The following is a 25,688-nucleotide window of genomic DNA, read 5'->3' on the forward strand; positions in this document are numbered from 1 at the left end:
AAAGCCGACATGGCCGCCTGCCGCGGGGCATTCCAGCGTAATACTGGGGCCGACGTCAGCCGGGTTGGGCAACGCTTCGGCGGGCAGGAACGGGTCATTACGGGCGTTGAGTACGAGGGTGGGGCGCTTAATTTGTGCCAGACGTGGTTTGCTGCTGGCGCTTTGCCAGTAATGCCGGGCGCTGGCAAAGCCGTGCAACGGCGCGGTGACCAGATCGTCGAATTCGCTAAAGGTGCTGGCTTGTCGTACCCGGGTGCCATCAAACAGACCGGGGTAACGGCGCAACGTGTCCAGCGCCTTGGGGCGTAGCGTGCGCATGAATAGCCGGGTGTAGAGCTGTTTGCCCAACCCCTTGTCGAGCCGGGTACTGGCGGCATGGAGATCCAGCGGGGTCGAGATGGCCGCTGCAGCCGTGGGGAGTGCACGGGCACCTTCTTCGGCCAGATAGTTGAGCAACATACTGCCGCCCAGTGAGACGGCGCTGGCCAGTATGACCGGGTAGCGTTCTGTCAGACGCGCAAGAATCCAGCGGATTTCTGCCGTGTCGCCGGCGTGATAGGCGCGCGGTAGCGCGTTTTCGATACCGCCGCAGCCACGAAAATGTGGCACGGCGCCGTGCCAGCCACGTCGCTGCACCTGTTGCATCAACGCCTTGGCATAGTGGCTGTGGCTGCTGCCTTCCAGTCCGTGAAACAGTACAACCAGTGGTTGCCCCGCCGCGCCATCGACAAAATCGACGGCAATCCGGCCGCCGTCCGGCGTGTGCCAGTGTTCACGACGATAGGGCGGCGTCGGCACCTTGATCATCAGTGCTTACCAGATCGTCTGGGAGTGGCCGTCGGGCAGCCAGCGCGGCGGTTGGTATCCCATGGTCAGTGCTGCGCCACGTGATAAAGGTTGGCCGAACGCGGCCGCGCTGTGCTGGTGTGCGGCTTAGCTTTCGTCGCTGTCATCGCTACTGGTATCGCGCGGCGCACCCGGCTCGGGAATCAGATCCTTGATGGCCTGATACAGCAGGCGGAACGACTTGGGCGGCTTGCTCTCTTGCTGTTCCTTGCGGGCGTTACGGATCAGCGTACGCAGTTGCTGCGGGTCGGCCGCCGGGAAGTCGTGGATGAAGGTGGCCAGCATCTTGTCATCCGTCATCAGCCGCTCGCGCCAGCGCTCCAGCAAGTGTTGCCACGCAATATGTTCCGCCGATTCGCCCTTGATCACTTGCAGGTAACGCCGGATCGGTTCCGGATCGACATCGCGCATCAGTTTGCCGATGTATTGCAGTTGACGGCGCAGGGCGCCATGAGCGGTAAAGCGTTTGTAGTCCAGAAGGGCGGTCAGCAGGTCTTCCGGCAGGTCCATCTTCTTGAGGGTGTCGCGCGACAGCTCCACCAATTCCTTGCCTAAATCCTGCAGCGCATCCATGTCCCGTTTGCGCTGGGATTTGCTGACGAGTTCTTCGTCCTGATCGTCATTCTGGTAATCAGCCATTGTTCTCAAGTCTCTTGGTAATTCAAGGCTGGTATGATACCGGAAAAGGGTTGGGCGTAAGCGGCCTTGCGCGCCGATTGCCTCAACCATGACCAGGGCGAAAGACACTATGGCAGATACTACATTCAGTTTTACCCATTCGGCGCTGGAGCACATTGCTTCGCGCGTGCTGGAGCAGGCCCGTGCGCTTGGCGCAACGTCGGCCGAGGTCGATGTCTCGGAGGGCATTGGCCAGACCGTGAGCGTGCGGCTTGCTGAAGTCGAAACCATCGAATACAACCAGGACAAGGGTGTGGCCGTCACAGTTTATCTGGGGCAGCGCAAAGGCCATGCCAGTACCTCCGATTTTTCCGATCAGGCCCGGCCGACACGGTACAGGCGGCGCTGGATATTGCCCGTTATACCGCCGAAGACGAGTGCGCCGGGTTGGCCGAAAGAAGCCTGCTGGCGACGGATTTCCCCGATCTGGATTTGTTCCATCCATGGGACCTGCCGGTAGAGAACGCCATCGAACTGGCGCAGCGCTGTGAAGCGGCGGCGCTGGCGGTGGATGGCCGTATCCGCAATTCCGAAGGCGCGTCGGTTTCGTTGCAGACCAGCCAGTTCGTGTATGCCAACAGTAATGGCTTCATGGCGGGTTTCCCCAGCAGCATAGCCTGTCGGCGGCGGTGGTAGCCGACGAAAATGGCTCGATGCAGCGCGATTACTGGTTTTCCGCTGCCCGCCATGTGGAAGATCTGGATTCGGCAGAACAGGTTGGCCGAAAAGCCGGTGAGCGTGCGGTGCAGCGCTTCGGCGGGCGACGTGTCAAAACTGGCCAGTATCCGGTGTTGTTTGAAGCGCCGGTTGCCTCCTCGCTGCTTGGGCACTTGGTCTCTGCCATCAGCGGTGGCAGTTTGTATCGCCAGTCGTCCTTTTTGCTAGGCGCGCTGGGCACTCAGGTATTTTCCTCGCTGGTGACTATCGACGAAGATCCGTTGATTCTGCGTGGACTGGCCAGTAGCGCCTTTGATAACGAAGGGGTCGAAACCACACCTCGGCGCCTGGTGGATCAGGGCGTGTTGACCGGCTATATGCTCGGCAGTTATTCCGCGCGCAAACTGGGTATGCCAACTACCGGCAATAGCTCGGCGCACACAATCTGATTGTGCACTCCACCGGTGAAACCTTTGATGAGTTGCTCAAGCAAATGGGCACCGGGCTGCTGGTGACCGAGCTGCTGGGACATGGCGTCAACACTGTGACCGGCGACTATTCGCGTGGCGCTGCCGGGTTCTGGGTGGAAAACGGCGTGATTGCATATCCGGTCGAAGAAATCACTATCGCCTAAGCAACTTGCGTGAGATGTTCCAGCGCATGTCGGCGGTCGGTTCTGATGTTCTGGTTCGCGGTGCCAAACACATGGGCTCGGTCCTGATCGAATCCATGATGGTCGCTTACGAGGATTGAACCCCGTTTAAGCCGTGCGGCAGGTGACTGGGAGCATATCCGCTGCCGCCGTGCGCCACTTTCAACGGATTGACCGCCAAATGAGGGCCTCATGGCGCAGAAATCGACGCTAGGACTGGTGCTGTCTGGTGGCGGTGCGCGCGCAGCGTATCAGGCTGGCGTGTTGCTGGCGGTGTCGCGGTTGTTGCCCGATGCGAGCGTCAATCCATTTCCGATTATCTGCGGTACCTCTGCCGGGGCGATCAACGCCACGGCCTTGGCGGCGTCAGCCGATAATTTCCGTCGGGCAGTGATTTCGCTGATCAAGGTTTGGCGGCGGGTGCATGTGTCCGAAGTGTATGACGCCGGTTCACTGAGCCTGCTTAAAACCTTCCTGCATTTTGGCGTTTCCATTTTGTCAGGTGGCCATCTCTGGAAAAATCCGCAAAGCCTGCTCGACAATGCGCCGTTGCGACAGTTTCTGCGGCAGGGCTTGGCATTCGATGGAATTGCCTCGTCAGTGGAGAAGGGGGCTCTCCATGCTTTGGCGCTGACCGCCTCCTGTTATTCGACCGGAATGTCGGTTTCCTTCTTCGAAGGTCGATCAGGGTTGGCCGAATGGTCTCGACATCAGCGTGTTGGTATTCGTGATTGTATTACCCTTGATCACCTGATGGCCTCCGCCGCCATTCCGCTTATTTTCCCGGCGGCCAGATTGGGCGATCGTTATTACTGCGACGGGGCTGTGCGCCAGATGGCGCCATTATCGCCAGCGGTTCATTTGGGGGCCGATAAGCTATTTGTCATCGGTCTGACCGGACGGCAGCCGGTAGTGCACGAGCGGCGTTTACATCATGGTTATCCCTCGCTTAAGCGCAAGTGTTCGGGCATCTGCTGACCAGTGTGTTTCAGGATGGCCTGTCCATGGATATGGAGCGCTTGCTGCGCATCAACCATACGGTATCCTTGCTCGACTCCAGTGCCAGCCGGGTCATGCGTACGCCATTGCGCAATGTCGACGTCTTCATGGTCAATCCCAGTCAGTCGCTGGAGAGTATTGCCTACAAACACATCCGATTGTTTCCCCCGCTGCTACGTTTTCTGCTCAGTGGCGTAAGCGGGCACCAAACCGCGTGGCGCGGCACTGGCAACTTATTTGCTGTTTGAGCCGGGCTATTGCCGGGAGTTGATCCGCTTGGGCTATCGTGATGCCTGGTGTCAGAGAGATGCCATCCGCCGGTTTCTGGAACTTTGATCCGGGGTCGGTATCAGAATGTTTTACTTTTTTTAGCGTGGAGGTAGTGTGAGGTTCGACTTATCGCGTCGTCAGGTGTTTCTCTTTGTTGCCGCCGCCTGTGCGGCGGCAATCGGTTATGCGCTGTATGTGCAATATCAATTGGGACTGGAGCCTTGTCCGTTGTGCATTTTGCAGCGCATCGGCGTCATGGCGATGGGGGTACTGGCGCTGCTGGCCGCATTACATAATCCGGGGCGTGCTGGCTATCGCGGCTGGAGTATTCTGGCCACCTTGGCTTGGCTGGTTCTGCCGTATCGTTACGCCAGCTGTGGTTGCAAAGCCTGCTTAAGCAGAACAAGTGCCAGCGTGTGGTCCGGGGCTGGAATACATGATGCAATCCTTCCCGCTGTGGGATGTGCTATCCAAGGTACTGAAGGGGAGTGGCGAATGTGCCAAGGTCGACTGGACCTTTCTCGGTATGGCAATGCCGTTCTGGACCGCGGTATTTTTTGTCGTCATGATCGTTGTCATGCTATTTACGGCGTTCCGCCGCGACTGAATCGGTTATCCGGTGCCACATGCATTGTGGGCCGGATTTTCTTCTGCTAAGAGTAGACGCAAAAAAAGCAGCCATTTTGGCTGCTTTTTTGTTTGGCGGAGCGGACGGGACTCGAACCCGCGACCCCCGGCGTGACAGGCCGGTATTCTAACCAACTGAACTACCACTCCAAAAAACTGGTGGGCGTTGACGGAGTCGAACCGCCGACATTCTGCTTGTAAGGCAGACGCTCTACCAACTGAGCTAAACGCCCGAAACCGGGTACGACTAAATTGTAAGCTGGCGGAGCGGACGGGACTCGAACCCGCGACCCCCGGCGTGACAGGCCGGTATTCTAACCAACTGAACTACCACTCCAAAAAACTGGTGGGCGTTGACGGAGTCGAACCGCCGACATTCTGCTTGTAAGGCAGACGCTCTACCAACTGAGCTAAACGCCCGAAACCGGGTACGACAAATTGTAAGCTGGCGGAGCGGACGGGACTCGAACCCGCGACCCCCGGCGTGACAGGCCGGTATTCTAACCAACTGAACTACCACTCCAAAAACTGGTGGGCGTTGACGGAGTCGAACCGCCGACATTCTGCTTGTAAGGCAGACGCTCTACCAACTGAGCTAAACGCCCGAAACCGGGTACGACTAAATTGTAAGCTGGCGGAGCGGACGGGACTCGAACCCGCGACCCCCGGCGTGACAGGCCGGTATTCTAACCAACTGAACTACCACTCCAAAAAACTGGTGGGCGTTGACGGAGTCGAACCGCCGACATTCTGCTTGTAAGGCAGACGCTCTACCAACTGAGCTAAACGCCCGAAACCGGGTACGACAAATTGTAAGCTGGCGGAGCGGACGGGACTCGAACCCGCGACCCCCGGCGTGACAGGCCGGTATTCTAACCAACTGAACTACCACTCCAAAAACTGGTGGGCGTTGACGGAGTCGAACCGCCGACATTCTGCTTGTAAGGCAGACGCTCTACCAACTGAGCTAAACGCCCGAAAACTTTGTCGCTGTTAGCGTGTGCCGTTCAGCGAGGAGGCGAATTAAAGCATACGGGTTTTTGTTGTGCAAGAGGCCACCCCAAAAAAAATGGCTGGACCGGGGTTTTTGGGGTAAAAACTCTAGCCGAGTGGGAATTTTGTCCTGCCGTGGCGTGACGGATTCTTGCTGTCTCATGTATGATTGAACGATTCGCTTAAATCGGATGACGTTAAGAATGAAGCCGACCTTTCTCGATTTTGAGCAGCCGATTGCCGAGCTCGAGAACAAAATAGAAGAGCTGCGCTTTGTCCAGGACGATTCAGTTCTGGATATTTCCGAAGAAATTGCCCGTCTTCAGAAAAAGAGCCAAGAGCTGACCAAAACCCTGTATGGCAAGCTGACCCCCGGCAGATTTCCCGGGTTGCCCGCCATCCTCAGCGTCCTTATACGCTGGATTATCTTGGCGCCATTTTTACCGACTTTGAAGAGCTGCACGGTGATCGTTCCTTTGCAGATGATCACGCCATTGTCGGTGGGCTGGCACGCTTCAATGGCCATTCAGTAGTAGTGATTGGCCACCAAAAAGGGCGTGACACCAAAGAAAAGATCTACCGCAACTTCGGTATGCCGCGTCCGGAAGGCTATCGCAAAGCCTTGCGCCTGATGAAGTTGGCCGAAAAATTCGGTGTGCCGGTAATGACCTTTGTCGATACGCCGGTGCCTATCCCGGTATTGGTGCGGAAGAACGCGGTCAGTCGGAAGCCATTGGCCGTAACCTCTATGAGATGTCCCGCCTCAAGGTACCGGTCATCTGCACGGTAATTGGCGAGGGTGGTTCTGGTGGCGCGCTGGCGATCGCCGTGGGTGATTACGTCAACATGCTGCAGTACTCGACCTACTCGGTGATTTCTCCGGAAGGCTGTGCGTCCATTTTGTGGAAAACGGCGGAGCGCGCGTCTGACGCCGCCGAGGCCCCGGGGATTACGGCTCACCGCCTGAAAACCCTTGGCCTGATTGATCGTGTCATTAGTGAACCGGTTGGCGGCGCCCATCGCGATCATGCCCAGATGATGAGCAGCATGAAGCGGGTTTTGCAGGAGCAGCTCAATGAGCTTCTGGTTAAACCGGTCGACAGCTTGCTGAAAGACCGTTTCGAACGTTTGATGAGCTATGGCCACTTCAAGGAAGAAGCAGCCTGATCTTCTGGCGCATCTGATCTCCCATTGGCTTAGCCAATTTGTCCGGCCAATGTTCTTTTGAGGTGGCGCTAAGCGGCGGGCTGGACTCAACGGTGCTCTTGCACCTGTTGTGTCTGGCTCGTCTGCAGTTGCCTGATATATCACTTGGCGCGGTGCACGTGCATCATGGCCTGAGTCCGCGTGCCGATTCTTGGGCTGAACATTGCCAGTCATTGTGCGCTAACTGGGACGTGCCGCTGCGAGTTGAGCGGGTTTGTGTAGAAACGTCCGGCGGGCAAAGTCTGGAGGCTGAAGCTCGGTGCTTGCGTTACCAGGCCTTTGATAGGTCAGCAGCAAAGGTCATTGTGTTGGCCCATCATCAGGATGATCAGGCCGAAACAGTGATGTTGCAGGCATTGCGCGGTGGTGGGGTTAAGGCCATGGCAGCGATGGCAGGGCTACATCGCCGTGGGGCTAAGTGGCTTTGGCGTCCATTGTTGTCTGTGTCACGCTCGCAGCTGGAAGACTACGCGCGCGAACACACATTGACCGGGTGGATGACGAAAGCAATGCCGACACCCGTTGGCGTCGCAATTTGCTGCGTCACGACATTTTTCCGGGGTTGCAAAAATCGCTACCGCAATATCGGCAGCACCTGTGCCGGACTGCCCGTTTGATGGCGGATGCGGCAGATGTCCTTGATGAGGTTGCTCGTCAGGATTTGCTGGCCTGTTGGCGTGACGGCGGTTTGGATCTGTCAGCGTGGTTGGCATTGTCACCGGCCCGGCAGCGGCTGGTTTTGCTTGAGTGGTTGCGGCAATTGTCTGAGCCTTTGCCAACACCGGCGGCGCTGGAAGAATTTCAACATCAGGTTATCACGTCGCAGGTTACTGCTCATCCTGCTCTTGCTTTAACTGGTTACACGCTAATCCGTTTTGCTGGCAAGTTATTGGCCATTGAAAACTTGTGCAGGCCGCTTCCCGAGTCGTCGGTGCTGCCACCGTTGCGACAGGCTTGTTCGCTGGATGTTTTCGAGTGGTCGGGTCGATTGACACTCGAGTGGCGCCCCGGTGGGCTTGCGCCAGAGATGCTGGCAGCAGGCGCCGTGCTGCGCCCGCGCGTAGGTGGTGAGCGGCTGGTGCTAAAGGTTGGCCGAAAACCGGTCAAGACTCTGCTGCAAGAGCACGGCATGCCGCCGCTGTTGCGTCAGCAATGGCCGCTTTTGTATTCACTTGACGACAAGTTGTTGGCGATTCCTGGGGTGGCTGTGGCCGCCGATTGCCAGTCTTCCAGCCTTGGTTTATGGCCAATCTGGCAGTCGGGAGTCCGTTCATTAGGTGTCGGTGAGGGGCTTGCCTAATTTTTGGGGCTCAGGTATTCTTGCGCCTCCTTAAAGACCTGCTCAACAATCCGAGTGGCGTCGTTGTGGTAATGCGAGAGTGGCGGAATTGGTAGACGCACTGGATTTAGGTTCCAGCGCCGCAAGGCGTGAGAGTTCGAGTCTCTCCTTTCGCACCAACTAGATTCAGCACTAAAGCCATCAAGCCAATCAATCTTCAGGCTTCGTGGCTTTTTTTCTGGATATCGGAGTTCTCTTGCGTAGCTTGATTGCTACCCCTCTGTTCCTGCCTTCTGAATGCCTTCCACGCGGCGAGCTTGCCTGTTGAGAGTCCGGGATTTGCAACAGGCTGGCCTATCTGATGTCATGCCCTGATGTTTCCATTGTCTCCCGATATAAACGCATATGAGAGGAAGACCGGAGCAGACCTGCGCTGCATACAAGCTTAAACAGCATGGTATACTTCGTCCTTTGGTCAAGGTGTGTCGGCTTGCTTGAGCGGGTGGGCGGCTTTTTCGGCGTCAGTGTCTTGGTTTGTCTTAAGCCCTGTCCTCATATAGCTTCCATCTGTGAGTAGTTTGGGTTGCATTCAGCCCGAATCATCGGCTCGCCACCTTAATGACATCAAGCAACTAGACTCGTACATAGTTTAAGGATTGAACATGCAAGTACAGCTGGAAACGTTGAGCAATCTTGAGCGCCGCATGAATATTGCTCTGCCGATGGCCGCCATTGATGCCCAGGTGACAGAGCGCCTTAAGCGCGTAGCCCGTAATGCCAAAATTCAAGGCTTCCGCCCGGGTAAAGCCCCTCTGAAGATTGTTGAAATGAACTATGGCGCCCAAGTGCGTGAAGAAGTTCTGGGTGAACAAGTTCAGCAAGGTTTCTACAAAGCCGTCACCGAGCAAAAGCTGCGTGTGGCTGGCTACCCACAATTTGCTCCGCCGGTTGTACAAGACGGCGCCGAGAATTTCTCGTTCTCCGCAACTTTCGAAGTCTACCCTGAAGTAAAAGTGGGTGAGTTGGCCGATAAAGAGATCGAAAAGCCGACTGCTTCGGTTGCTGATGCTGAAGTTGAAAAAACTATCGATATCCTGCGCAAGCAACGTACCCGTTTCAACCGTGTAGAGCGTGCTGCGGCTGAAGGCGATCGCGTCATCATCGATTTCAAGGGCACGATCGATGGCGTGGCTTTTGAAGGCGGTTCTGCAGAAAACTTTCCGTTTGTGCTGGGTCAGGGCCAGATGCTGGCTGACTTCGAAGCGGGTGTCACCGGTTTGAAAGAAGACGAAACCAAAAACATTGAAGTTTCGTTCCCGGAAGATTACCACGGTAAAGATGTCGCCGGTAAAACCGCCGTATTCAGCATTACCGTGAAAAACGTTGCTGAACCGCAATTGCCGGAAGTTGATGGCGAATTTGCCAAGATGCTGGGCATTGCCGATGGCGACGTAGATAAAATGCGTGCCGAAATCCGCAAAAACGTTGAGCGCGAAATGAAGCGTCGTTTGCAGGCACGCACCAAAGAAAACGTAATGCAGGCCCTGCTGGATGTTACCGAAATCGAACTGCCCAAGGCATTGGTGCAATTGGAAATCGGTCGTCTGGTTGAACAGGCACAACGTGACCTGCAGTCCCGTGGCATGAACATCAAGGATATGCCGTTGCCGCCGGAATTGTTCCAGAAACAGGCTGAACGCCGTGTGGCTCTGGGCTTGATCCTGGCCGAACTGGTTGATATCAATAAGCTGGAAGCTTCGCCGGAAAAGGTAAAAGCCTTGGTTGAAGAATTTGCCGAAAGCTACGAACAACCGGAAGAAATGGTTAAGTGGTACTACGCCAGCCCGGATCGTCTGGAAGGCCCGACTTCCATGGTGCTGGAAGATAATGTGGTTGAATTTGTGTTGTCCAAAGCCAAAGTGACGGAAAAAGAGCTGTCCTTTGAAGAGCTGATGGGTAACAACGCCTGATAATGCTGTACCGGAGAGGCCGATGAAATCAATGATGGATGCACAAGGACTGGGGTTGGTCCCCATGGTGGTAGAACAGAGTGGTCGTGGCGAACGCGCCTACGATATCTACTCTCGTTTGCTGAAAGAGCGGATCGTATTCCTTGTTGGCCCCGTCACGGACGAATCGGCCAATCTGGTTGTGGCACAAATGCTGTTTCTGGAGTCGGAAAATCCGGATAAAGACATCTATTTTTATATCAATTCACCAGGTGGTTCCATTACTGCCGGTATGTCGATTTATGACACGATGAACTTTATCAAGCCGGATGTTTCCACTTTGTGTATTGGTCAGGCGGCCAGTATGGGAGCGTTCCTGATGACCGCTTACACCAAGGGCAAGCGTTTTGCTCTGCCCAACAGTCGCGTCATGATCCACCAGCCGTTGTTGTATGGTGGTGGTTTGAGCGGCCAAGTCACGGATATCGAAATTCATGCCCGTGAATTGGTGAAGGTGAAGGCCAAGATGAATGAGTTGCTGGCCAAGCACTCCGGGCAATCGCTGGAGCGTGTTCAGGCAGATACCGAACGTGACAATTTCATGTCGGCAGATGAAGCTTGCGAATACGGTTTGATTGATAAAGTGCTGTCGTCCCGCAAGGATGTTGCAGCGTAAGCAGTGGAATTCCCATGGCAGATAAGACCAGCAGTGAAAAGCTTCTTTATTGCTCTTTTTGTGGAAAGAGCCAGCATGAGGTGCAGCGTCTGATTGCAGGGCCTCAGGTATTTATCTGCAACGAGTGTGTCGAGTTATGTAACGATATCATTCGCGAGGAGCTGGAAAAGGGCATTGGTGGCGAGACTGCCTCAACAGCCGATGTTCCGGCATTGCCTGCTCCGCAGGAAATTCGCGCCGACCTTGATCAGTACATTATTGGTCAGGATTTGGCAAAAAAAGCCCTGTCTGTTGCGGTATATAACCACTACAAACGCCTGTATACCCCGGCCGCCGAAGATGATGTCGAACTGTCCAAGAGCAATATTCTGCTGATTGGGCCGACCGGGTCTGGTAAGACGCTGCTGGCGCAGTCGCTCGCCAGATTGCTGGATGTGCCGTTTGTAATCGCCGATGCAACCACGTTGACTGAAGCGGGGTACGTTGGTGAGGACGTTGAACACATTATCCAGAAGTTGCTGCAGAAATGTGATTACGATGTAGAAAAAGCGCAGCGTGGTATTGTCTACATCGATGAAATCGACAAGATTTCGCGTAAGTCTGAAAACCCTTCCATAACCCGCGATGTTTCGGGTGAGGGGGTGCAGCAAGCGCTGCTTAAACTGATTGAAGGTACGGTCGCTTCTATTCCGCCGCAGGGTGGACGCAAACACCCGAATCAGGAATTTATCCAGATTGATACCACCAACATCCTGTTCATTTGTGGTGGTGCATTTGACGGGCTGGAGCGGATTATCCGTCAGCGCTCCGAAAAGGGCGGTATCGGCTTTGGTGCACAAGTAAATTCCAAAGACGATGGCAAGAGTGTTTCTACCTTGTTCAAGGAGGTTGAACCGGGGGATCTGATCAAGTTTGGCCTGATTCCGGAGTTGATCGGTCGTTTGCCGGTTGTTACGACGCTGGACGAGCTGGATGAAGAAGCATTGGTTACCATTCTTACTCAGCCCAAGAATGCGTTGATCAAGCAATATCAGAAACTCTTCTCGATGGAATCGGTCGATCTGGAAGTTCGCCCTTCAGCTTTGCGTGTGATTGCCAAGCAGGCTCTGGCGCGCAAGACCGGGGCGCGTGGTCTGCGTTCCATTCTGGAACGGGCTTTGTTGGATACCATGTACGAGTTGCCTTCCATGGATAATGTGGAAAAAGTCGTGGTTGACGAAAAAGTTATCGAAAAAGGTGATAGACCCCTGTTTATCTATCGAGAGCAAAAAGATCAGGTGCAGTCCGCCTGAGTGGTGGGCCAGCTAGAAAAGCCGCCTGTACGGGCGGTTTTTTATTTGTATGGTGCGCAAACTGTTTTAGTATGGGGAGCTTGATTTTCACCCCGCATGCCCCATCTCCAATGCAATGTTTCATGTAAGCAAGGTTAGGTGATATGCCCCAACCCGCAGAACTCAAAGAAGAAACCGTGTTGCCGTTGCTCCCCTTGCGGGACGTGGTTGTCTTCCCTCATATGGTGATCCCGCTGTTTGTCGGGCGCGCCAAGTCTATTCGTGCGCTGGAAACAGCCATGGATGAAGGCAAGCAGATATTGTTGGTGGCACAGCGTTCCGCCTCCAAGGATGAACCGGCTGCTGATGATCTGTACGACGTCGGAACGATCGCTTCCGTTCTCCAGATGCTTAAGTTGCCCGATGGCACGGTCAAGGTATTGGTAGAGGGGCGCCAGCGCGCCCACGTCAAGGATGTGGTCGAAGACAATGATTGCTTTGTCGGTACGGTCATGCCCTTGAGCGCGGATGTTGAGGATTCGACTGAAACCGAAGCGATGCGTCGGGCTCTGCTCACTCAGTTCGAGCAGTACGTAAAACTCAACAAGAAAATCCCTCCGGAAGTCATCACCTCGTTGTCTGGCATTGAGAAAGCCGGACGCATGGCTGATACCGTGGTCGCCCATCTTCCGCTCAAGCTTGAGCAAAAGCAGGAAGTGCTGGAAATGTTTGATGTCCCGGCTCGTCTGGAACATTTGCTGTCTCAGCTGGAAGGTGAGATTGAAATCTTGCAGGTAGAAAAGCGCATCCGTGGACGTGTGAAGCGTCAGATGGAGAAAAGCCAGCGTGAGTACTATCTGAATGAGCAAGTTAAAGCGATCCAGAAAGAGTTAGGCGAGATGGATGAAGTCAGTGATCTTGATGAGCTGGAAAAGCGCGTCAAGGCGGCTGGCATGTCCAAGGAGGCACGCGAAAAAACGCTGTCCGAGCTCAAGAAGTTACGCATGATGTCCCCCATGTCGGCCGAAGCCACTGTGGTGCGTAATTACATCGATACTGTGCTGGATTTACCCCGGAAGAAAAAAACCAAGATCAACAAGGATGTTGCCGAGGCTGAAGAAGTCTTGGACGAAGATCATTTTGGTCTGGAAAAGGTCAAAGAGCGCATTCTCGAATACCTTTCCGTGCAGCAACGTGTTGACAAGCTGAAAGCGCCTATCCTGTGCCTAGTAGGGCCTCCGGGTGTTGGTAAAACCTCTTTGGGGCAGTCGATTGCCCGCGCCACCAATCGCAAATTTGTGCGCATGGCCTTGGGCGGCGTGCGAGATGAGTCGGAGATTCGTGGCCATCGCCGTACTTATATCGGTTCCATGCCGGGTAAAGTGCTGCAAAACATGACCAAGGCCGGTGTCAAGAATCCATTGTTCTTGTTGGATGAAGTCGACAAGATGGGGGCTGATTTCCGTGGCGATCCCTCTTCGGCATTGCTGGAGGTGTTGGATCCTGAGCAGAACCACGCCTTCATCGATCATTATGCCGAGGTGGAGTACGACCTGTCCGACGTTATGTTCGTGGCGACGGCCAACTCGTTGAATATTCCGTTTAAGCCTTGCTTGATCGGATGGAGATCATCCGCTTGTCCGGCTACACCGAAGACGAGAAGGTAAATATTGCGCTCAAGTACCTCGTACCCAAGCAGATGAAGGAAAATGGCGTGCAAGAAGATGAATTGCACATCCGAGGAATCGGCATTGCGGGATATCGTTCGCTATTACACGCGAGAAGCCGGGGTGCGTAGTCTTGATCGTGAGATTGCCAAGATTTGCCGCAAGGTGGTGACCGGCCAGTCGCTGAAAAAAGCCAAGGCTGCCAAGGTAACGGTTTCCGCCAAGAATCTGGAAAAATATCTGGGCGTACATCGCTTCGACTATGGTGTGGCCGAAGAGGAAAACCGTGTCGGTCAGGTTACCGGCTTGGCCTGGACTGAGGTGGGCGGTGAGCTTCTGACGATTGAAGCGGTGGCTTTGCCCGGTAAGGGTAATATCATTCGTACTGGGCAGCTGGGCGAGGTTATGCAGGAGTCTATTACCGCGGCCATGAGTGTGGTGCGTAGTCGTGCACAGACATTGGGTATCAAGCCCGATTTCTATGAAAAACACGATATGCATATCCATGTGCCCGAAGGTGCAACACCTAAGGATGGACCGAGTGCTGGTATTGCCATGACGACCGCTCTGGTTTCCGTTTTGACCGGAATTCCGGTACGCTCTGATGTTGCCATGACAGGGGAAATCACCCTGCGTGGTGAAGTTTTGCCGATTGGCGGCCTGAAGGAAAAATTGCTGGCGGCGCATCGGGGGGTATCAAGCAAGTATTGATCCCCAAAGGTAACGTCAAGGATTTGACTGAAATACCGGCCAACATCAAGCAGAAACTGGAGATTCATCCGGTTAAGTGGATTGATGAAGTATTGGCCTTGGCATTGGAGCGTCATCCGGAGCCGTTGCTGGATGAGGTGAAAGATGCCGTTATTTCCGCTCAGCCAGAGTCGGGGTCGGGTGTCTCGGTCATGACGCATTAAAAATCATGACGTTACCGTAGTATCGAAATCCTTGTGTCGGCGCGGTTTCTGATGGAAATATCCAAGCCGCGAAATGTAGCTGAATGGCGCTTGACACAAGGATTTTAGCCTTGCTATAAACGAGCAGTTTTTATCCGAATTACGTAGACCGAGAACGACGAAAGGGGACTTACGTGAACAAGTCTGAACTGATTGACGCTATTGCTGCTGAAGCAGATCTGTCCAAGGCTGCAGCGGCCAAAGCACTCGACGGTGTAGTGGCTGCCGTGACTGAAGCTCTGAAAAAGGGCGATACCGTAACGCTAGTGGGTTTTGGTACCTTCTACGTGGGTGAGCGAGCAGAACGCAGCGGGCGCAATCCTAAAACCGGTGAAACCATCAAGATTCCGGCGGCCCGTTCTCCGAAGTTCCGTGCTGGTAAAGCGCTGAAAGACGCATTATAATTTGAACCCTGTCGTTTAACCCAAAGCGGCAGGGTTTTAGCTTTATCCGGGTGATTAGCTCAGTTGGTAGAGCGTCTGCCTTACAAGCAGAATGTCGGCGGTTCGACTCCGTCATCACCCACCATAGTTTGGAGCGGTAGTTCAGTTGGTTAGAATACCGGCCTGTCACGCCGGGGGTCGCGGGTTCGAGTCCCGTCCGCTCCGCCAAGATATGCAAGAAAGGTGAACGGCAGAGTCGTTCACCTTTTTTTATTTTCCTCAACAGAGGTGGCTTCCGCCTAATTCGCTATGTTCCACTTTGTCCAGAACAATAAAATTGTCATTCAAGTTATTCTCGGTGCTGTAGCGCTGACCTTTGTTGGCTTCGGCGTCGGTAGCTATACCTCTGCCGTGGATGATCCCTACCGGCTAAAGTCGGTGGGGTAAAAATCTACAAGCGCGATCTGGATCGAGCCTTGGAAGGGCAGCCGAATGATGCTGCAACTCGTCAGTCGGTGCTGGAAAACCTGATTCGGCAGGAGTTGTTGCTGGCTGATGCGCATCGTAATGGCGCGAGTGTATCGCCGGAGCAGTTACGCCGCGCTATTGCGGCTATTCCGCTGTTTCAGGAAAACGGCAAGTTTAGCCCGGAGCGTTATAAGGAATTCTTGAAAGCACGTTATCTGTCGCCAGAAGCCTTTGAGGCTCAGATGGGCAAGGATATTCTGCTGCAGGGTCAAGTCAATGCCTTGGCGGGTAGCCAGTTTACCTCCCGCTCCATGGTGGCACGTCTGGCTGGGGTAATGGGTGAGGGACGTGAATTTCGTGCAGAGCTGTTCAAACCAGCCGACTTCGTCGCAGAGGCCAAGGTAGACGAGCCTGCACTGAAAGCTTTCTATGATGCGAACTCCAAGCGTTTCCGCACGCCAGAAGCAGTAAAGCTGGATTATGTTGTGTTGTCGCAAGAGGCGCTGGCGCAGTCACTACAGGTGACGGATGCGGAGTTGCAGAAGTTTTATGATGAGCATCAACGCGAGTTCGCCGGTGAGCAGCGTCGGGCATCGCATATTCTGTTGTCAGTGCCAAAAGGTGCTCCGGCAGCTGTAAAAGCGAAAATCAAGGCAGAAGCGGAAGCTCTGCTGAAGCAGTTGCGGGCGACACCTGCCAAATTTGCCGAACTGGCGAAAGCCAAGTCGCAAGACCCGGGGTCTGCCGCGAATGGTGGCAGCTTGGGTTTCTTTGGCCGTGGCATGATGGTCAAGCCGTTTGAAGATGTGGCCTTCAGAATGCGGCCGGGGCAGATCAGTGAAGTAGTGGAAACCGAGTTTGGTTATCACATTATCAAGCTGGACGAAATCAAAACGGCTAGCCTGGCTGAGGTCAAGGCGGCTGTTGCCGATAAATTGAAACGCCAGAAAGCTGCGGCAATGTTCCGTACCCAGTCGGACAAGTTGGCCGAACTCGCCTATCAGCAAGGCGACAGTTTGCAAGCATTGCAACAGGGGCTCAAGCTGGATATTCATCACTCGGACTGGGTGAGCAAGGCCAAGGCAACGGATGCGGTGCTGTCTAATCCCAAGGTTCTGGCCGCCGCGTTTAGCGATGATGTTTTGAAGAAAAAGCACAATAGCGAACCCGTGGATGTCGGCAACAATACGCTGGTTGTGCTGCGTGTCGCAGCGCACCAACCGGAGCGCCTGCAAAAACTGGACGAAGTGCGTAACGTGATTCGTACTGAGTTGTTGGCCCGTGAGGGCGCGAAACTGGCAGAGAAAAAGGGCCAAGCATTGCTGGCAGCTTTAAAAGCTGGTAGCGCACCGGCAGAACAGAAGTGGGGTGAAACCAAGGTGGTGTCTCGCCGCCAGCTGCAAGGTCTGCCGCCTGCTGATGTCCGTGCCGTTTTTGCCGTTTCGTCTGCCAAGCTGCCAGCTTTTGTCGGGGTAAAGCGTGATACTGGCGAATATGTGGTGTATCGCGTGGATAAGGTAATCCCGGCGCCTGCAGCGGGTGAGGCGGAGCGCAATCAGCTGGCCGGAGTGGTGAATGAAATGAAGGCGAATGCCATGTTGGCCAGTTATCTGGAAGCGTTGCGGCAGCGCTATCCAGTGACGTTGGGTAAGCAGCAACCGGCTGATCAGTAATCGTTGTTGCCGGTAGGGCAAGTCATCATCGGTTTGGTGGCTTGCTGCCTGATATCAATTTCGGGATGGGTAATAAAAAAGGACCTCGATGAGGTCCTTTTTTATTGAGCCGGGTTGATCAGGCTGCAAAGTTTTTGGCAACGAAGTCCCAGTTGACCAGTTTCCAGAAGCTGTCCATGTAGTTGGGACGGCTATTGCGGTAATCGATGTAGTAGGCGTGTTCCCATACATCACAGGTCAGCAGCGGTTTTTTGTCGGCAGTCAGCGGAGTGGCAGCATTGCTGGTGGATACCAGATCCAGCGAGCCATCGCTGTTTTTTACCAGCCAAGCCCAGCCAGAGCCAAAAGTGCCCACGGCAGTTTGGGTAAAGGCTTTTTTGAATTCTTCAAAAGAACCCCACTTGGCGTTGATGGCATCAGCCAGTGCGCCAGTCGGTTCGCCACCGGCATTCGGAGCCAGGCCAAACCAGTAGAAGGTGTGGTTCCACACTTGAGCGGCATTGTTGAAAATACCACCAGAAGATTTCTTGACGATTTCTTCCAGTGTGGCGTTTTCGAACTCAGTGCCTTTGATCAGGTTGTTCAGGTTGGTGACGTAGGTCTGATGGTGTTTGCCGTAGTGAAATTCCAGAGTTTCCTTGGAAATGTGGGGGGCTAGCGCGTCCAGCGCGTACGGCAGTTCCGGCAGTTTGTGTTCCATCGTGCACTCCTTGTTGAGAAAGTAAACCGCATAAGCGGAAGCTTTGACCATAGTTTACTGGAATATGGTCCCATCCGCCAATAGTTGACTAAAAAAGTACGGTATGAAAGGGCTGTGCCTCACCAGTCAGGTGCCAGTGGTCCTATTCCTGAGTGTAGGTGTTCGCTGCTTCAATATTATGTGACTATTGTGAATACGCGAGTCATGCCAAGGCAAACCTTGCCGCTGGTGGTGGGGAAAACTGTTAAAATCACCCCTTGTTTGCCAGTTGTGCAATAGCGTCTTGTACTCCATTTTGAGTCTGAATGACCGAATCCATTGAAAATTTTGATGGCCAGATGGCCTCGCTGCGCACTCCGCCGCATTCCATCGAAGCTGAACAGTCTGTGTTGGGCGGCTTGTTGCTGGATAACAGCGCACGGGACAAAATCGCCGACGTTATCAGCGAGGCGGATTTTTATCGCCATGACCACCGGCTGATCTATAAGCATATTGCCCGGTTGGTGGAGTTAGCGCGTCCTGCCGATGTTGTGACGGTGTCGGAGAGCCCGGACAAGAATGCCGAGCTGGGTAATGTCGGTGGCTTGGCTTACCTCGCTACCCGGCGCAGAACACACCGTCGGCGGCCAATATCCGTCGCTACGCTGAAATTGTGCGTGAGCGCTCGGTTATGCGTCAGCTGGCTCTGGTAGGCACCGAGATTGCCGAATCCGCCTATAGCCCGATGGGGCGTGATGCGGCACAGCTACTGGATGAAGCGGAGGGCAAGGTTTTTCAGATTGCCGAATCCACTGCCAAGTCCAAGCAAGGCTTTCTGGAAATGCCCAATCTGCTCAAAGAGGTGGTTGAGCGGATCGACATGCTCTATAGCCGCGACAATCCGGATGAAGTCACCGGTGTGCCGACCGGGTTTATCGATCTGGATGCCAAAACCTCCGGTTTGCAGCCCGGTGACCTGATCATCGTGGCCGGTCGTCCTTCCATGGGTAAAACCGCCTTCTCGATGAATATTGCCGAGCATGTGGCGGTCGAACAGCACCTGCCTGTGGCGGTGTTTTCCATGGAAATGGGCGGTACTCAGCTGGTCATGCGGATGTTGGGATCGGTGGGGCGGCTGGATCAGCATGTGTTGCGTACCGGCAAGCTGGGCGATGACGATTGGCAGAAGCTGACGTACGCCATCGGCAAGCTGTCCGATGCGCCGATGTATATCGATGAAACGGCGGCACTGACAGCCCTTGAGGTGCGTGCGCGAGCCCGCCGGTTGGCGCGGCAGCATGGCGGCAAGCTTGGCTTGATCGTGATCGACTATTTGCAGCTGATGTCCGGTTCTGGCCGTGGCGATAACCGTACTACTGAGCTTGGTGAGATTTCGCGTGGTTTGAAAGGCTTGGCCAAAGAGTTACAGGTGCCGGTGATCGCCTTGTCGCAGCTGTCGCGGGCAGTAGAGCAGCGGCCGAACAAGCGCCCGATGATGTCGGATTTGCGTGAGTCGGGTGCCATTGAGCAGGATGCCGACTTGATCATTTTCATGTATCGGGATGAATACTACAACCCGGACTCCGATCAGAAAGGGTTGGCCGAGGCCATTATTGGCAAACACCGTAACGGGCCGACCGGTGCCGTGCGCCCTGGCGTTTATCGGTCACTATGCCAAGTTTGATAATGCCGCGTCGGTTGGCGCCACAGGCTGGGCGGATAGTGACAGTTAAGCGGTTGGCTGTTGATGCGGTTTTCGGCCAACCTTGCTAGAAAGTGGAATCATGAGTTTTTTTGAAAAGCATGTGTTTGTATGTTGTAACCAGCGTGCCGAGGGTGAAACCTGTTGCAACAACCATGGCTCCAGCGAGCTGATGGCGTACATGAAGGATCGGGTCAAGGCTTTGGGTCTGGCTGGTGAAGGCAAGGTTCGCATCAACAAGGCCGGTTGTCTTGGCCGTTGTGATGATGGCCCGGTAATGGTGGCCTATCCGCAGGAGACTTGGTATACCTTTGTCGATCGGGATGATATTGACGAGATCGTTGATGAGCATCTGCAGCATAACCGGATCGTGGAAAGGTTGAAGCTCTGATGTTGAAGCAACCTGCGCGTTTAACCATTACCGGCCCGGTCGGTGGTTTGGAAACGGTTTTTGTCCCGGCAGTTGGGGAAATAACCGGTGTCGCCGTGTTGTGCCACCCTAATCCGCTGCAAGGCGGGACCAATACCAACAAGGTCATTCAGACGGCCGCCAAGGCGTTGTCACAAATGGGGTATGCCTGTTACTGCCCGAATTTGCGTGGCGTAGGAGAGAGTGAAGGCGTGCATGACTACGGTGTTGGTGAGGTGGAAGATGTGCTGTCTGTTATTACCTACGCCAAGGCTGCACATGGAGAAGATCTGCCTCTGGCGTTGGCTGGTTTCTCGTTTGGTGGTTTTGTTGCCGCGCGTACACGTGAGCGCATTGTTGCCGACAAACTGCTACTGATGGGTTGTGCAGTGGGTAAATATGCCATAGCCACGCCCGCGGTGCTTAAGCTGATACACTGGTGATTCACGGTGAGCAGGACGAAGTGATACCCTTGTCCGCCATTATGGACTGGGCACGTCCGCAGAGCTTGCCCGTCATTGTTTTCCCCGGTGCCGGGCATTTCTTCCATGGCAAGCTCGTGACTTTGGCCCAGATCATTCAGCGTTGCTGGTAACGCTAGTTTCGGCCAACCTTGTTGCGTTGAAAGTTGAAAAAAGCCTGCATTCTCATGCAGGCTTTTTTATCGCTTAGTGAAATACTGGTTTGGGTGGCGTGCCATCGGAAATGGTCAACACTTCATAACCCGTTTCCGTAACCAGAATGGTGTGCTCCCATTGCGCTGACAGGCTGCGGTCTTTGGTCACGACAGTCCAGCCGTCGGCCAGAACGCGCAGATGTCGTTTGCCCTGATTGAGCATCGGCTCAATGGTAAAGATCATGCCCGGTTTTAACTCCAGTCCGGTACCCGCCCGGCCGTAGTGCAGCACTTGAGGTTCCTCGTGGAAGTTCTTGCCAATGCCATGACCGCAGAATTCTTGTACAACGCTGTAGCCAGCTTTTTCCGCATGCTGCTGAATGACATGGCCAATGTCACCGAGATGCGCGCCCGGCTTGACCTTCTCAATGCCTTTCCACATGCATTCGTAGGTGATTTTGCACAAGCGGCGTGCGTGATCACTCACTTCACCAACATAGAACATGCGGCTGGAGTCGCCAAAGTAACTATCCTTGATGACGGTGACGTCGATGTTCATCACGTCGCCATTCTTCAATGGTTTTTCGTTAGGAATGCCATGGCAGATGACATGATTGATCGAGGTGCAAATGGATTTTGGATACGGATTGTGACCATCCGGCGAGTAGTTGAGCGGAGCGGGAATGCTGCCTTGCACGTTTACCATGTAATCGTGAGCTAGCTTGTCCAGCTGTTCGGTGGTGACGCCGGGTTTAACAAAGGGGGTGAGGTAATCGAGGAGTTCTGCTGCCAGCCGACAAGCGACTCGCATCTTTTCGATATCTTCCGGGGTTTTTATCGTAACGCTCATTGCTGTGTGCTTTAGGTGTGTGGCAATGAGACATTCTATCAAATGGATAGAAAACAGGCACCCGAAGGTGCCTGTTTTAGCTTGGCGAGGAAAGTGCTTTGCTTAGAAAGCGACTTTCATGCCTACGCCGATAGCTTGCGGGTCGTTGCCTTTGGTCAAGACAGCGGCGCTTGAGCCAGAGCCAGTGTCATACACCGGGTTGTTGGCGAAGTTGGCGTTTTGCAGTTTGTTGTTGTTGATTTTGGTGTAGTAGCCATACAGCGAAGTCGACTTGGACAAAGCGTAGGTGCCACCCAAGGTCCATTGTTTAGCCTTGTAGTCGGAATCGCTACCAGTCGTGGCGTTGCGCAGTTTACCGATTTCGCTGTAAGACAGGCTAACGGTTGCGGCACCAAAAGTTTGACCAACAACAACGGTCCAGTCGTCTTGTTTCAGTTTGGTGTCAGTGGTGGTGTCGAAGCGACCAAACTCATAACCAGCGCCGACGAACGTGCCAGTCGCAAATTTGTAGCTACCTGCCAGTTTGTAGAACGTCAGGTTTTTGCCGTTCGCAGCGGTTGCGCCGAATGCCGTATCATTGGTGCGGTTATAACCACCAGCAACGGTCAAGCCACCGTTAACGTAGTTAGCGCCCAGAGAGTAAACTTGACGGTTGGTGCGTTCCAGATTGGCATCATAAGCACGAGTCTCGTCCGCGCCATACGATGCACCAAACTTGAAGCCATTCCAAGTCGGGGAGAAGTAGTGAATTGAGTTGACCAGGCGGGCTTCGCCACGGCTGTAGGTGGAGGATGCACCGTTGTTTTCGGCAGTGGTATCGCCCATCGGGTCCAGCAGCAGGTAGCTGGCTGCACCGGGAGCTTACCAAGGCTTTGTAGGCGCTATCGTTTTGGCCCAGCAGTACCTTACCGTAGGTGGCGTCATCCAAACCTACAAAGCTGTTGCGGGTAGCAAACGAAGCGGTTTGGTTTTTGTCGTTGGTGCCGCCGTTTTCGAAGTTACGCAGGCTGCTTTCAACTTGCCAGATAGCCTTGGTGCCGTTGCCCAAGTCTTCAAAGCCCTTGAAGCCAATGCGGGAGTTGCTGTCGACAACGCGACCACGGGATTTGTAGTCTTTAGTTTGATCACCATTGCCAGTGGCTTTGGTGGATTCGATACCGGCGCTAACGAAACCGTACAGGGTTACATCAGCGTGAGCGGCAAACGGTACGGCGAACAGGGTGGCGACGAGTGCTGCCGGGTTCTTCTTTTGCATTGTGAGTGCTCCATCTGGGTTTGATTTTATTCAAGAACAGAGTGGGCCGGATTTACATCACGGATGGGCTTGGACACTGTTCTTCAGCATTATCTTAAAGATACTGGCTAGTCCGTCAAAGCTGATTTTCGACTAAGCACAGCAGAAAACCGTCAGGGTAGTTCTGCTGTGGATCAAAACCTTTGCCAGAGCCAGTGATAATGCTGTCGCAGGATAACCACAAAAGATGACAGCTGTGTTGCATTTTTGGTTTTTTGGCCGGTTTGCGGGTGATGCTGTTGTAATTAGGCCAAAAACTGGTTCGGATAGATTTCGTCGATCAGCGTACGACAATCGACGATACGCAGATCGTTGTCTTTGGCGAAGTCCATCAGAAATTGAAAAACCTGAGGATTGACGCGTTCCAGTTTCTTGTCGACGGCGACGCAACGTACGCCGTCTAGCAGCATGGGGCGAACGTAAGCGTGGTATTCCAGCCTTTTCTGGCTGTCGCCAAAGGAGGCCAGAATTCCGGATAACCGCTCCGCCCAATCACTCGGGCGAAAAGTACGGCCTTCAGAGGTGAGCCCCTGAATAACGATTTCATATGGGTTGCAGATCATGATGGTGGAACCGGATATGTGCTTTCGGTGAAGTCTCTTGTGGCCCGATCCGTAAAGCGGGTTATCAATTTTTGTCCCTGTTTATCAGGTTTTCTTGTTGTTTTCGGGTTTACCCTTAATTTTACCTGAAAATTAGAGCCGCTTGAACGGGGGGAGTGATGCCAATAGTTTTTTGCCGTAACTTTGCTTGACCAGGGCGGTTGTCCAGAATGGTGACCCGGCCGTAGTCGCGCTCGGTTCGAATCAGTCGGCCAACCGCCCGGATCAGTTTGATGCTGGCTTCCGGGATGGTGAGTTCGATAAAGGGGTTGCCGCCACGCTTTTCGATCCAGCGTGACAGGGTCTTGCCGACCGGATCGTCCGGCATGGCAAAAGGCAGCTTGGCGATAATGACGTGTACACAGCTCTCGCCCGGCAAGTCCAGGCCCTCAGAGAAGGAATCCAAGCCAAATATCACGCTGGATTGCTGGGTTTTCAGGCGGGAGTGGTGGGTGTCGAGCAGGACACTTTTAGGGAGTTCTCCCTGGACCAGTAATCGTTCGCGCAGGCTATCGGGTAGGGTGCTGGCTACTTCCTGCATCTGTTTGCGAGAGGAGAACAGTACCAGTGTGCCAACCGGTTCGTTGACGTCGATTAGCTTGGGAAGCCACTCGACAATTTCACGGGTGTGCCCGGCTGGATCTTTGGGGCTGGCTAGCAGTGGTGGTAAGTAGAGTTCACCTTGTTCTTGGAAATTGAATGGTGAGTCCAACGTAATGCAACTGACTTCCGGAAGCCACTTGAGGCCAGTTTGTGATAGCAGCAGATCAAATTCACCCAATGAACGAAGGGTTGCCGAGGTCAGTACTGCTCCAGCGATACGGCGCCACAGTGTGCTAGCCAGGCTGGCAGCGGCGCTCACCGGTGAGGCGCAAAACTGGTAGTCGCCTTTGCCATCCGCCCGGCGCGTGATCCATTTGGCGATAGGCGGTGCCTGTTCTTCGGTTTCCTTTTCGAACAAGTCCCACACAGCCATAAGCTGTTCGGCCTTGCCATTGATAAAACCAAGGTCACCCGCTGCCTTGTCAAACAAGGGGGCATCGTTGCCTTTATCCTTGCGGGCTTCGGTGAGGGAATCGTTCAGCATGGAGAGGTGCTTGAATACCATGCGTGCGGACATGGCCATGTTGGCCGCTGGTAGTTTGAAACGTTCCGGTAATTGGCCGTCTTCAATTAGCCGGTGGGCTCGAGATTGTCGCTGCTGGCAGTCAGGCTTTCTTCGCCTTCCAGTAACCATAGCCATTCGGTCAGCGTTTCCATGCAGGCGCCAGCGGCCTCAGTGGCTTGCTGGCTAAGCTCGGTTTTGTTGGTGAGGCTTTCTACCCGGGCGGCGACACTGGCTACCTTATCGAGCCAGAACATGGCTTGGGTCAGTGAATGTTCTGCCGAAAACTGATTAATGGCTTTTTTCGCCAGATGATGTGCCTCGTCGATGCAGTAGAAGCTGTCCTCGGGTGCTGGGAGAATGACGCCGCCGCCCATAGCGATGTCTGCCAGCATGAGATCATGGTTGGCAACGATGACATCGACGGTTTCCAGTGTTTCGCGTGCCAAGTAAAACGGGCATTCCGGGCGGTTGGGGCAGGCGGCTTTCAGGCAACCGTGGCGATCATTGGTGACGCGTGACCAGAGACTGTCTTCGATGACGTCCTGCCATTCATCTCGGTCACCGTTCCAGTTGCGGTAATAGAAGGCATCGGCCATCTTGCGCAGGGCATCGATTTCTTCGGCTTGGGGTTTGCGGTCCCAGAGCGCCAAGGATGGATCGATATCGATCAACTGGCCTTGTGCTGTTTCGGCCGTCAACGCGTAGAGGCGCTGCGGGCACAGGTAGCGACCGCGGCCCTTGGCCAAGGCGAAGGTGAGAGGCAGGCCGCTGTTTTCGACTACAAATGGCAGGTCGCGGTTGACCAGTTGTTCCTGCAAGGCAATCGTGGCACTGGTCACAATCAGCTTCTTGTTGCGCGCCTTGGCCATGATGCCGCCAGCCAGCAAGTACGCCAGACTTTTGCCGACGCCAGTTGGCCCTTCTATGACGGTGATGCTTTCACCTTGTCGATCTGGCCATTCGTCGCCCTGCTTTTCTTGGCAGCGCGACAGAGTGTTGGCGATTTCGGCCAACATGCGCCGTTGTGCCGCGCGCGGACGAAAGCCGGGCAGGTTGTCGGCTATGGTCCGGTAATGGTCACGGATGGCGTCTTTTTCAGCATCATTCAGCATAGGTCGCGATTGTACCGTATGAGGCGGATGTGCGCCTGCTGCTTGATGTTGGCCGAACCGGCAGATGAG

16 protein-coding genes, 13 tRNA genes and 10 pseudogenes are annotated in these 25,688 nt (G+C 54.4%); 21 read left to right on the plus strand and 18 right to left on the minus strand.

All coding sequences use genetic code 11. The features are described from left to right. Window positions 1-48 precede the first annotated feature (48 nt). Both GKE73_RS17830 and yjgA read right to left on the minus strand, forming a co-directional pair. Window positions 49-807: pseudogene (locus tag GKE73_RS17830) on the minus strand (YheT family hydrolase); the annotation flags it as partial. 126 nt (window positions 808-933) lie between these two features. Beyond that, entirely contained in the window at window positions 934-1,485 is a 552-nt protein-coding gene (gene yjgA / locus GKE73_RS17835) for a ribosome biogenesis factor YjgA (RefSeq protein WP_230370974.1), read from the minus strand. A 109-nt stretch (window positions 1,486-1,594) separates the two neighbouring features. Here yjgA and pmbA point away from each other — a divergent pair. The 5 genes and pseudogenes from pmbA to GKE73_RS24165 all read left to right on the plus strand — a co-directional run bounded on the left by pmbA (window position 1,595) and on the right by GKE73_RS24165 (window position 4,709). Further along, window positions 1,595-2,934: pseudogene (pmbA, locus tag GKE73_RS17840) on the plus strand (metalloprotease PmbA). Window positions 2,935-3,025: 91 nt separating this feature from the next. Then, window positions 3,026-3,811 (plus strand): patatin-like phospholipase family protein, encoded by a 786-nt coding sequence (locus GKE73_RS17845; protein ID WP_230370975.1) that lies wholly within the window; start codon window positions 3,026-3,028, stop codon window positions 3,809-3,811. Continuing rightward, window positions 3,793-4,080, plus strand: coding sequence for a hypothetical protein (locus tag GKE73_RS17850; RefSeq protein ID WP_230370976.1), 288 nt, complete (start codon window positions 3,793-3,795; stop codon window positions 4,078-4,080). The genes GKE73_RS17845 and GKE73_RS17850 overlap by 19 nt, the downstream gene beginning before the upstream one ends. Before the next feature lie 217 nt (window positions 4,081-4,297). Further along, a pseudogene (locus GKE73_RS24160) lies at window positions 4,298-4,393 on the plus strand (disulfide bond formation protein B); the annotation flags it as partial. A gap of 115 nt (window positions 4,394-4,508) precedes the next feature. After that, on the plus strand, window positions 4,509-4,709 hold the full coding sequence (locus GKE73_RS24165; protein WP_312854511.1) for a disulfide bond formation protein B: 201 nt from the start codon (window positions 4,509-4,511) through the stop codon (window positions 4,707-4,709). A 93-nt stretch (window positions 4,710-4,802) separates the two neighbouring features. Here GKE73_RS24165 and GKE73_RS17860 read toward each other — a convergent pair. The 10 genes from GKE73_RS17860 to GKE73_RS17905 form a co-directional block, all read right to left on the minus strand. Beyond that, window positions 4,803-4,879: transfer RNA gene (locus tag GKE73_RS17860), tRNA-Asp, on the minus strand. A gap of 7 nt (window positions 4,880-4,886) precedes the next feature. Next, window positions 4,887-4,962: transfer RNA gene (locus GKE73_RS17865), tRNA-Val, on the minus strand. Window positions 4,963-4,989: 27 nt separating this feature from the next. Next, window positions 4,990-5,066, minus strand: a tRNA-Asp gene (locus GKE73_RS17870). 7 nt (window positions 5,067-5,073) lie between these two features. Next, a tRNA-Val gene (locus GKE73_RS17875) sits at window positions 5,074-5,149 on the minus strand. Window positions 5,150-5,175: 26 nt separating this feature from the next. Continuing rightward, a tRNA-Asp gene (locus GKE73_RS17880) sits at window positions 5,176-5,252 on the minus strand. Window positions 5,253-5,258: 6 nt separating this feature from the next. Then, window positions 5,259-5,334: transfer RNA gene (locus GKE73_RS17885), tRNA-Val, on the minus strand. A gap of 27 nt (window positions 5,335-5,361) precedes the next feature. Continuing rightward, window positions 5,362-5,438: transfer RNA gene (locus GKE73_RS17890), tRNA-Asp, on the minus strand. 7 nt (window positions 5,439-5,445) lie between these two features. Next, window positions 5,446-5,521: transfer RNA gene (locus tag GKE73_RS17895), tRNA-Val, on the minus strand. 26 nt (window positions 5,522-5,547) lie between these two features. Further along, window positions 5,548-5,624: transfer RNA gene (locus GKE73_RS17900), tRNA-Asp, on the minus strand. Between the two features lie 6 nt (window positions 5,625-5,630). Further along, window positions 5,631-5,706: transfer RNA gene (locus tag GKE73_RS17905), tRNA-Val, on the minus strand. A 219-nt stretch (window positions 5,707-5,925) separates the two neighbouring features. Between GKE73_RS17905 and GKE73_RS17910 the strand changes: the two are divergent. The 13 genes and pseudogenes from GKE73_RS17910 (at window position 5,926) to GKE73_RS17965 (ending at window position 17,247) form a co-directional block, all read left to right on the plus strand. Then, window positions 5,926-6,889: pseudogene (locus GKE73_RS17910) on the plus strand (acetyl-CoA carboxylase carboxyltransferase subunit alpha). Window positions 6,890-6,981: 92 nt separating this feature from the next. Further along, window positions 6,982-7,362, plus strand: a pseudogene (tilS, locus tag GKE73_RS26140) (tRNA lysidine(34) synthetase TilS); the annotation flags it as partial. Beyond that, the gene (tilS, locus tag GKE73_RS17915; RefSeq protein ID WP_376767445.1) at window positions 7,362-8,228 is read left to right on the plus strand and encodes a tRNA lysidine(34) synthetase TilS; all 867 of its coding nucleotides are present in this window, start codon (window positions 7,362-7,364) and stop codon (window positions 8,226-8,228) included. The pseudogene tilS (GKE73_RS26140) and the gene tilS (GKE73_RS17915), both read left to right, overlap by 1 nt. 73 nt (window positions 8,229-8,301) lie before the next feature. Continuing rightward, a tRNA-Leu gene (locus tag GKE73_RS17920) sits at window positions 8,302-8,386 on the plus strand. 483 nt (window positions 8,387-8,869) lie between these two features. Next, window positions 8,870-10,177 (plus strand): trigger factor, encoded by a 1,308-nt coding sequence (gene tig, locus GKE73_RS17925; RefSeq protein WP_230370978.1) that lies wholly within the window; start codon window positions 8,870-8,872, stop codon window positions 10,175-10,177. A 22-nt stretch (window positions 10,178-10,199) separates the two neighbouring features. Then, on the plus strand, window positions 10,200-10,832 hold the full coding sequence (gene clpP, locus GKE73_RS17930; protein WP_280955014.1) for an ATP-dependent Clp endopeptidase proteolytic subunit ClpP: 633 nt from the start codon (window positions 10,200-10,202) through the stop codon (window positions 10,830-10,832). A gap of 14 nt (window positions 10,833-10,846) precedes the next feature. After that, a complete protein-coding gene (gene clpX / locus GKE73_RS17935; RefSeq protein WP_230370979.1) occupies window positions 10,847-12,124 on the plus strand; it encodes an ATP-dependent Clp protease ATP-binding subunit ClpX in 1,278 nt (425 codons plus the stop codon). Window positions 12,125-12,267: 143 nt separating this feature from the next. Further along, window positions 12,268-13,770: an LON peptidase substrate-binding domain-containing protein gene (locus GKE73_RS17940; protein ID WP_230370980.1), complete on the plus strand. Its 1,503-nt coding sequence runs from the start codon at window positions 12,268-12,270 to the stop codon at window positions 13,768-13,770. Between the two features lie 108 nt (window positions 13,771-13,878). Further along, a pseudogene (locus GKE73_RS17945) lies at window positions 13,879-14,684 on the plus strand (S16 family serine protease); the annotation flags it as partial. Between the two features lie 173 nt (window positions 14,685-14,857). After that, window positions 14,858-15,127, plus strand: coding sequence for an HU family DNA-binding protein (locus GKE73_RS17950; protein ID WP_230370981.1), 270 nt, complete (start codon window positions 14,858-14,860; stop codon window positions 15,125-15,127). Window positions 15,128-15,175: 48 nt separating this feature from the next. Beyond that, a tRNA-Val gene (locus GKE73_RS17955) sits at window positions 15,176-15,251 on the plus strand. A 6-nt stretch (window positions 15,252-15,257) separates the two neighbouring features. Continuing rightward, window positions 15,258-15,334, plus strand: a tRNA-Asp gene (locus GKE73_RS17960). 248 nt (window positions 15,335-15,582) lie between these two features. Then, the gene (locus GKE73_RS17965) at window positions 15,583-17,247 is read left to right on the plus strand and encodes a peptidyl-prolyl cis-trans isomerase (RefSeq protein ID WP_230370982.1); all 1,665 of its coding nucleotides are present in this window, start codon (window positions 15,583-15,585) and stop codon (window positions 17,245-17,247) included. A gap of 118 nt (window positions 17,248-17,365) precedes the next feature. Here the strand turns inward: GKE73_RS17965 and sodB are convergent, their stop codons facing one another. Continuing rightward, on the minus strand, window positions 17,366-17,947 hold the full coding sequence (sodB, locus tag GKE73_RS17970) for a superoxide dismutase [Fe] (protein WP_230370983.1): 582 nt from the start codon (window positions 17,945-17,947) through the stop codon (window positions 17,366-17,368). Between the two features lie 305 nt (window positions 17,948-18,252). On the opposite strand from sodB, the pseudogene dnaB reads away from it, so the two are divergent. The 3 genes and pseudogenes from dnaB (at window position 18,253) to GKE73_RS17985 (ending at window position 20,632) form a co-directional block, all read left to right on the plus strand. Next, a pseudogene (dnaB, locus tag GKE73_RS17975) lies at window positions 18,253-19,659 on the plus strand (replicative DNA helicase). Between the two features lie 51 nt (window positions 19,660-19,710). Next, window positions 19,711-20,019 (plus strand): (2Fe-2S) ferredoxin domain-containing protein, encoded by a 309-nt coding sequence (locus GKE73_RS17980; protein ID WP_230370984.1) that lies wholly within the window; start codon window positions 19,711-19,713, stop codon window positions 20,017-20,019. Then, window positions 20,019-20,632, plus strand: a pseudogene (locus GKE73_RS17985) (alpha/beta hydrolase). Before GKE73_RS17980 ends, GKE73_RS17985 begins: the two are co-directional and overlap by 1 nt. A 73-nt stretch (window positions 20,633-20,705) precedes the next feature. Here the strand turns inward: GKE73_RS17985 and map are convergent. The 5 genes and pseudogenes from map to dinG form a co-directional block, all read right to left on the minus strand. Then, window positions 20,706-21,503 (minus strand): type I methionyl aminopeptidase, encoded by a 798-nt coding sequence (gene map / locus GKE73_RS17990; RefSeq protein ID WP_230370985.1) that lies wholly within the window; start codon window positions 21,501-21,503, stop codon window positions 20,706-20,708. Window positions 21,504-21,605: 102 nt separating this feature from the next. Next, window positions 21,606-22,328 carry a porin gene (locus GKE73_RS24170; protein ID WP_280955015.1) on the minus strand — a complete coding sequence of 241 codons (723 nt, stop codon included), beginning with the start codon at window positions 22,326-22,328 and terminating at the stop codon, window positions 21,606-21,608. A 103-nt stretch (window positions 22,329-22,431) separates the two neighbouring features. After that, a pseudogene (locus GKE73_RS24175) lies at window positions 22,432-22,758 on the minus strand (porin); the annotation flags it as partial. A gap of 284 nt (window positions 22,759-23,042) precedes the next feature. Further along, a complete protein-coding gene (locus GKE73_RS18000) occupies window positions 23,043-23,360 on the minus strand; it encodes a DUF3579 domain-containing protein (protein WP_312854512.1) in 318 nt (105 codons plus the stop codon). Between the two features lie 132 nt (window positions 23,361-23,492). Continuing rightward, window positions 23,493-25,619: pseudogene (gene dinG, locus GKE73_RS18005) on the minus strand (ATP-dependent DNA helicase DinG). Window positions 25,620-25,688 lie beyond the last annotated feature (69 nt).

The organism is Paludibacterium denitrificans (assembly GCF_009707705.1).
Classification (GTDB): domain Bacteria; phylum Pseudomonadota; class Gammaproteobacteria; order Burkholderiales; family Chromobacteriaceae; genus Paludibacterium_A; species Paludibacterium_A denitrificans.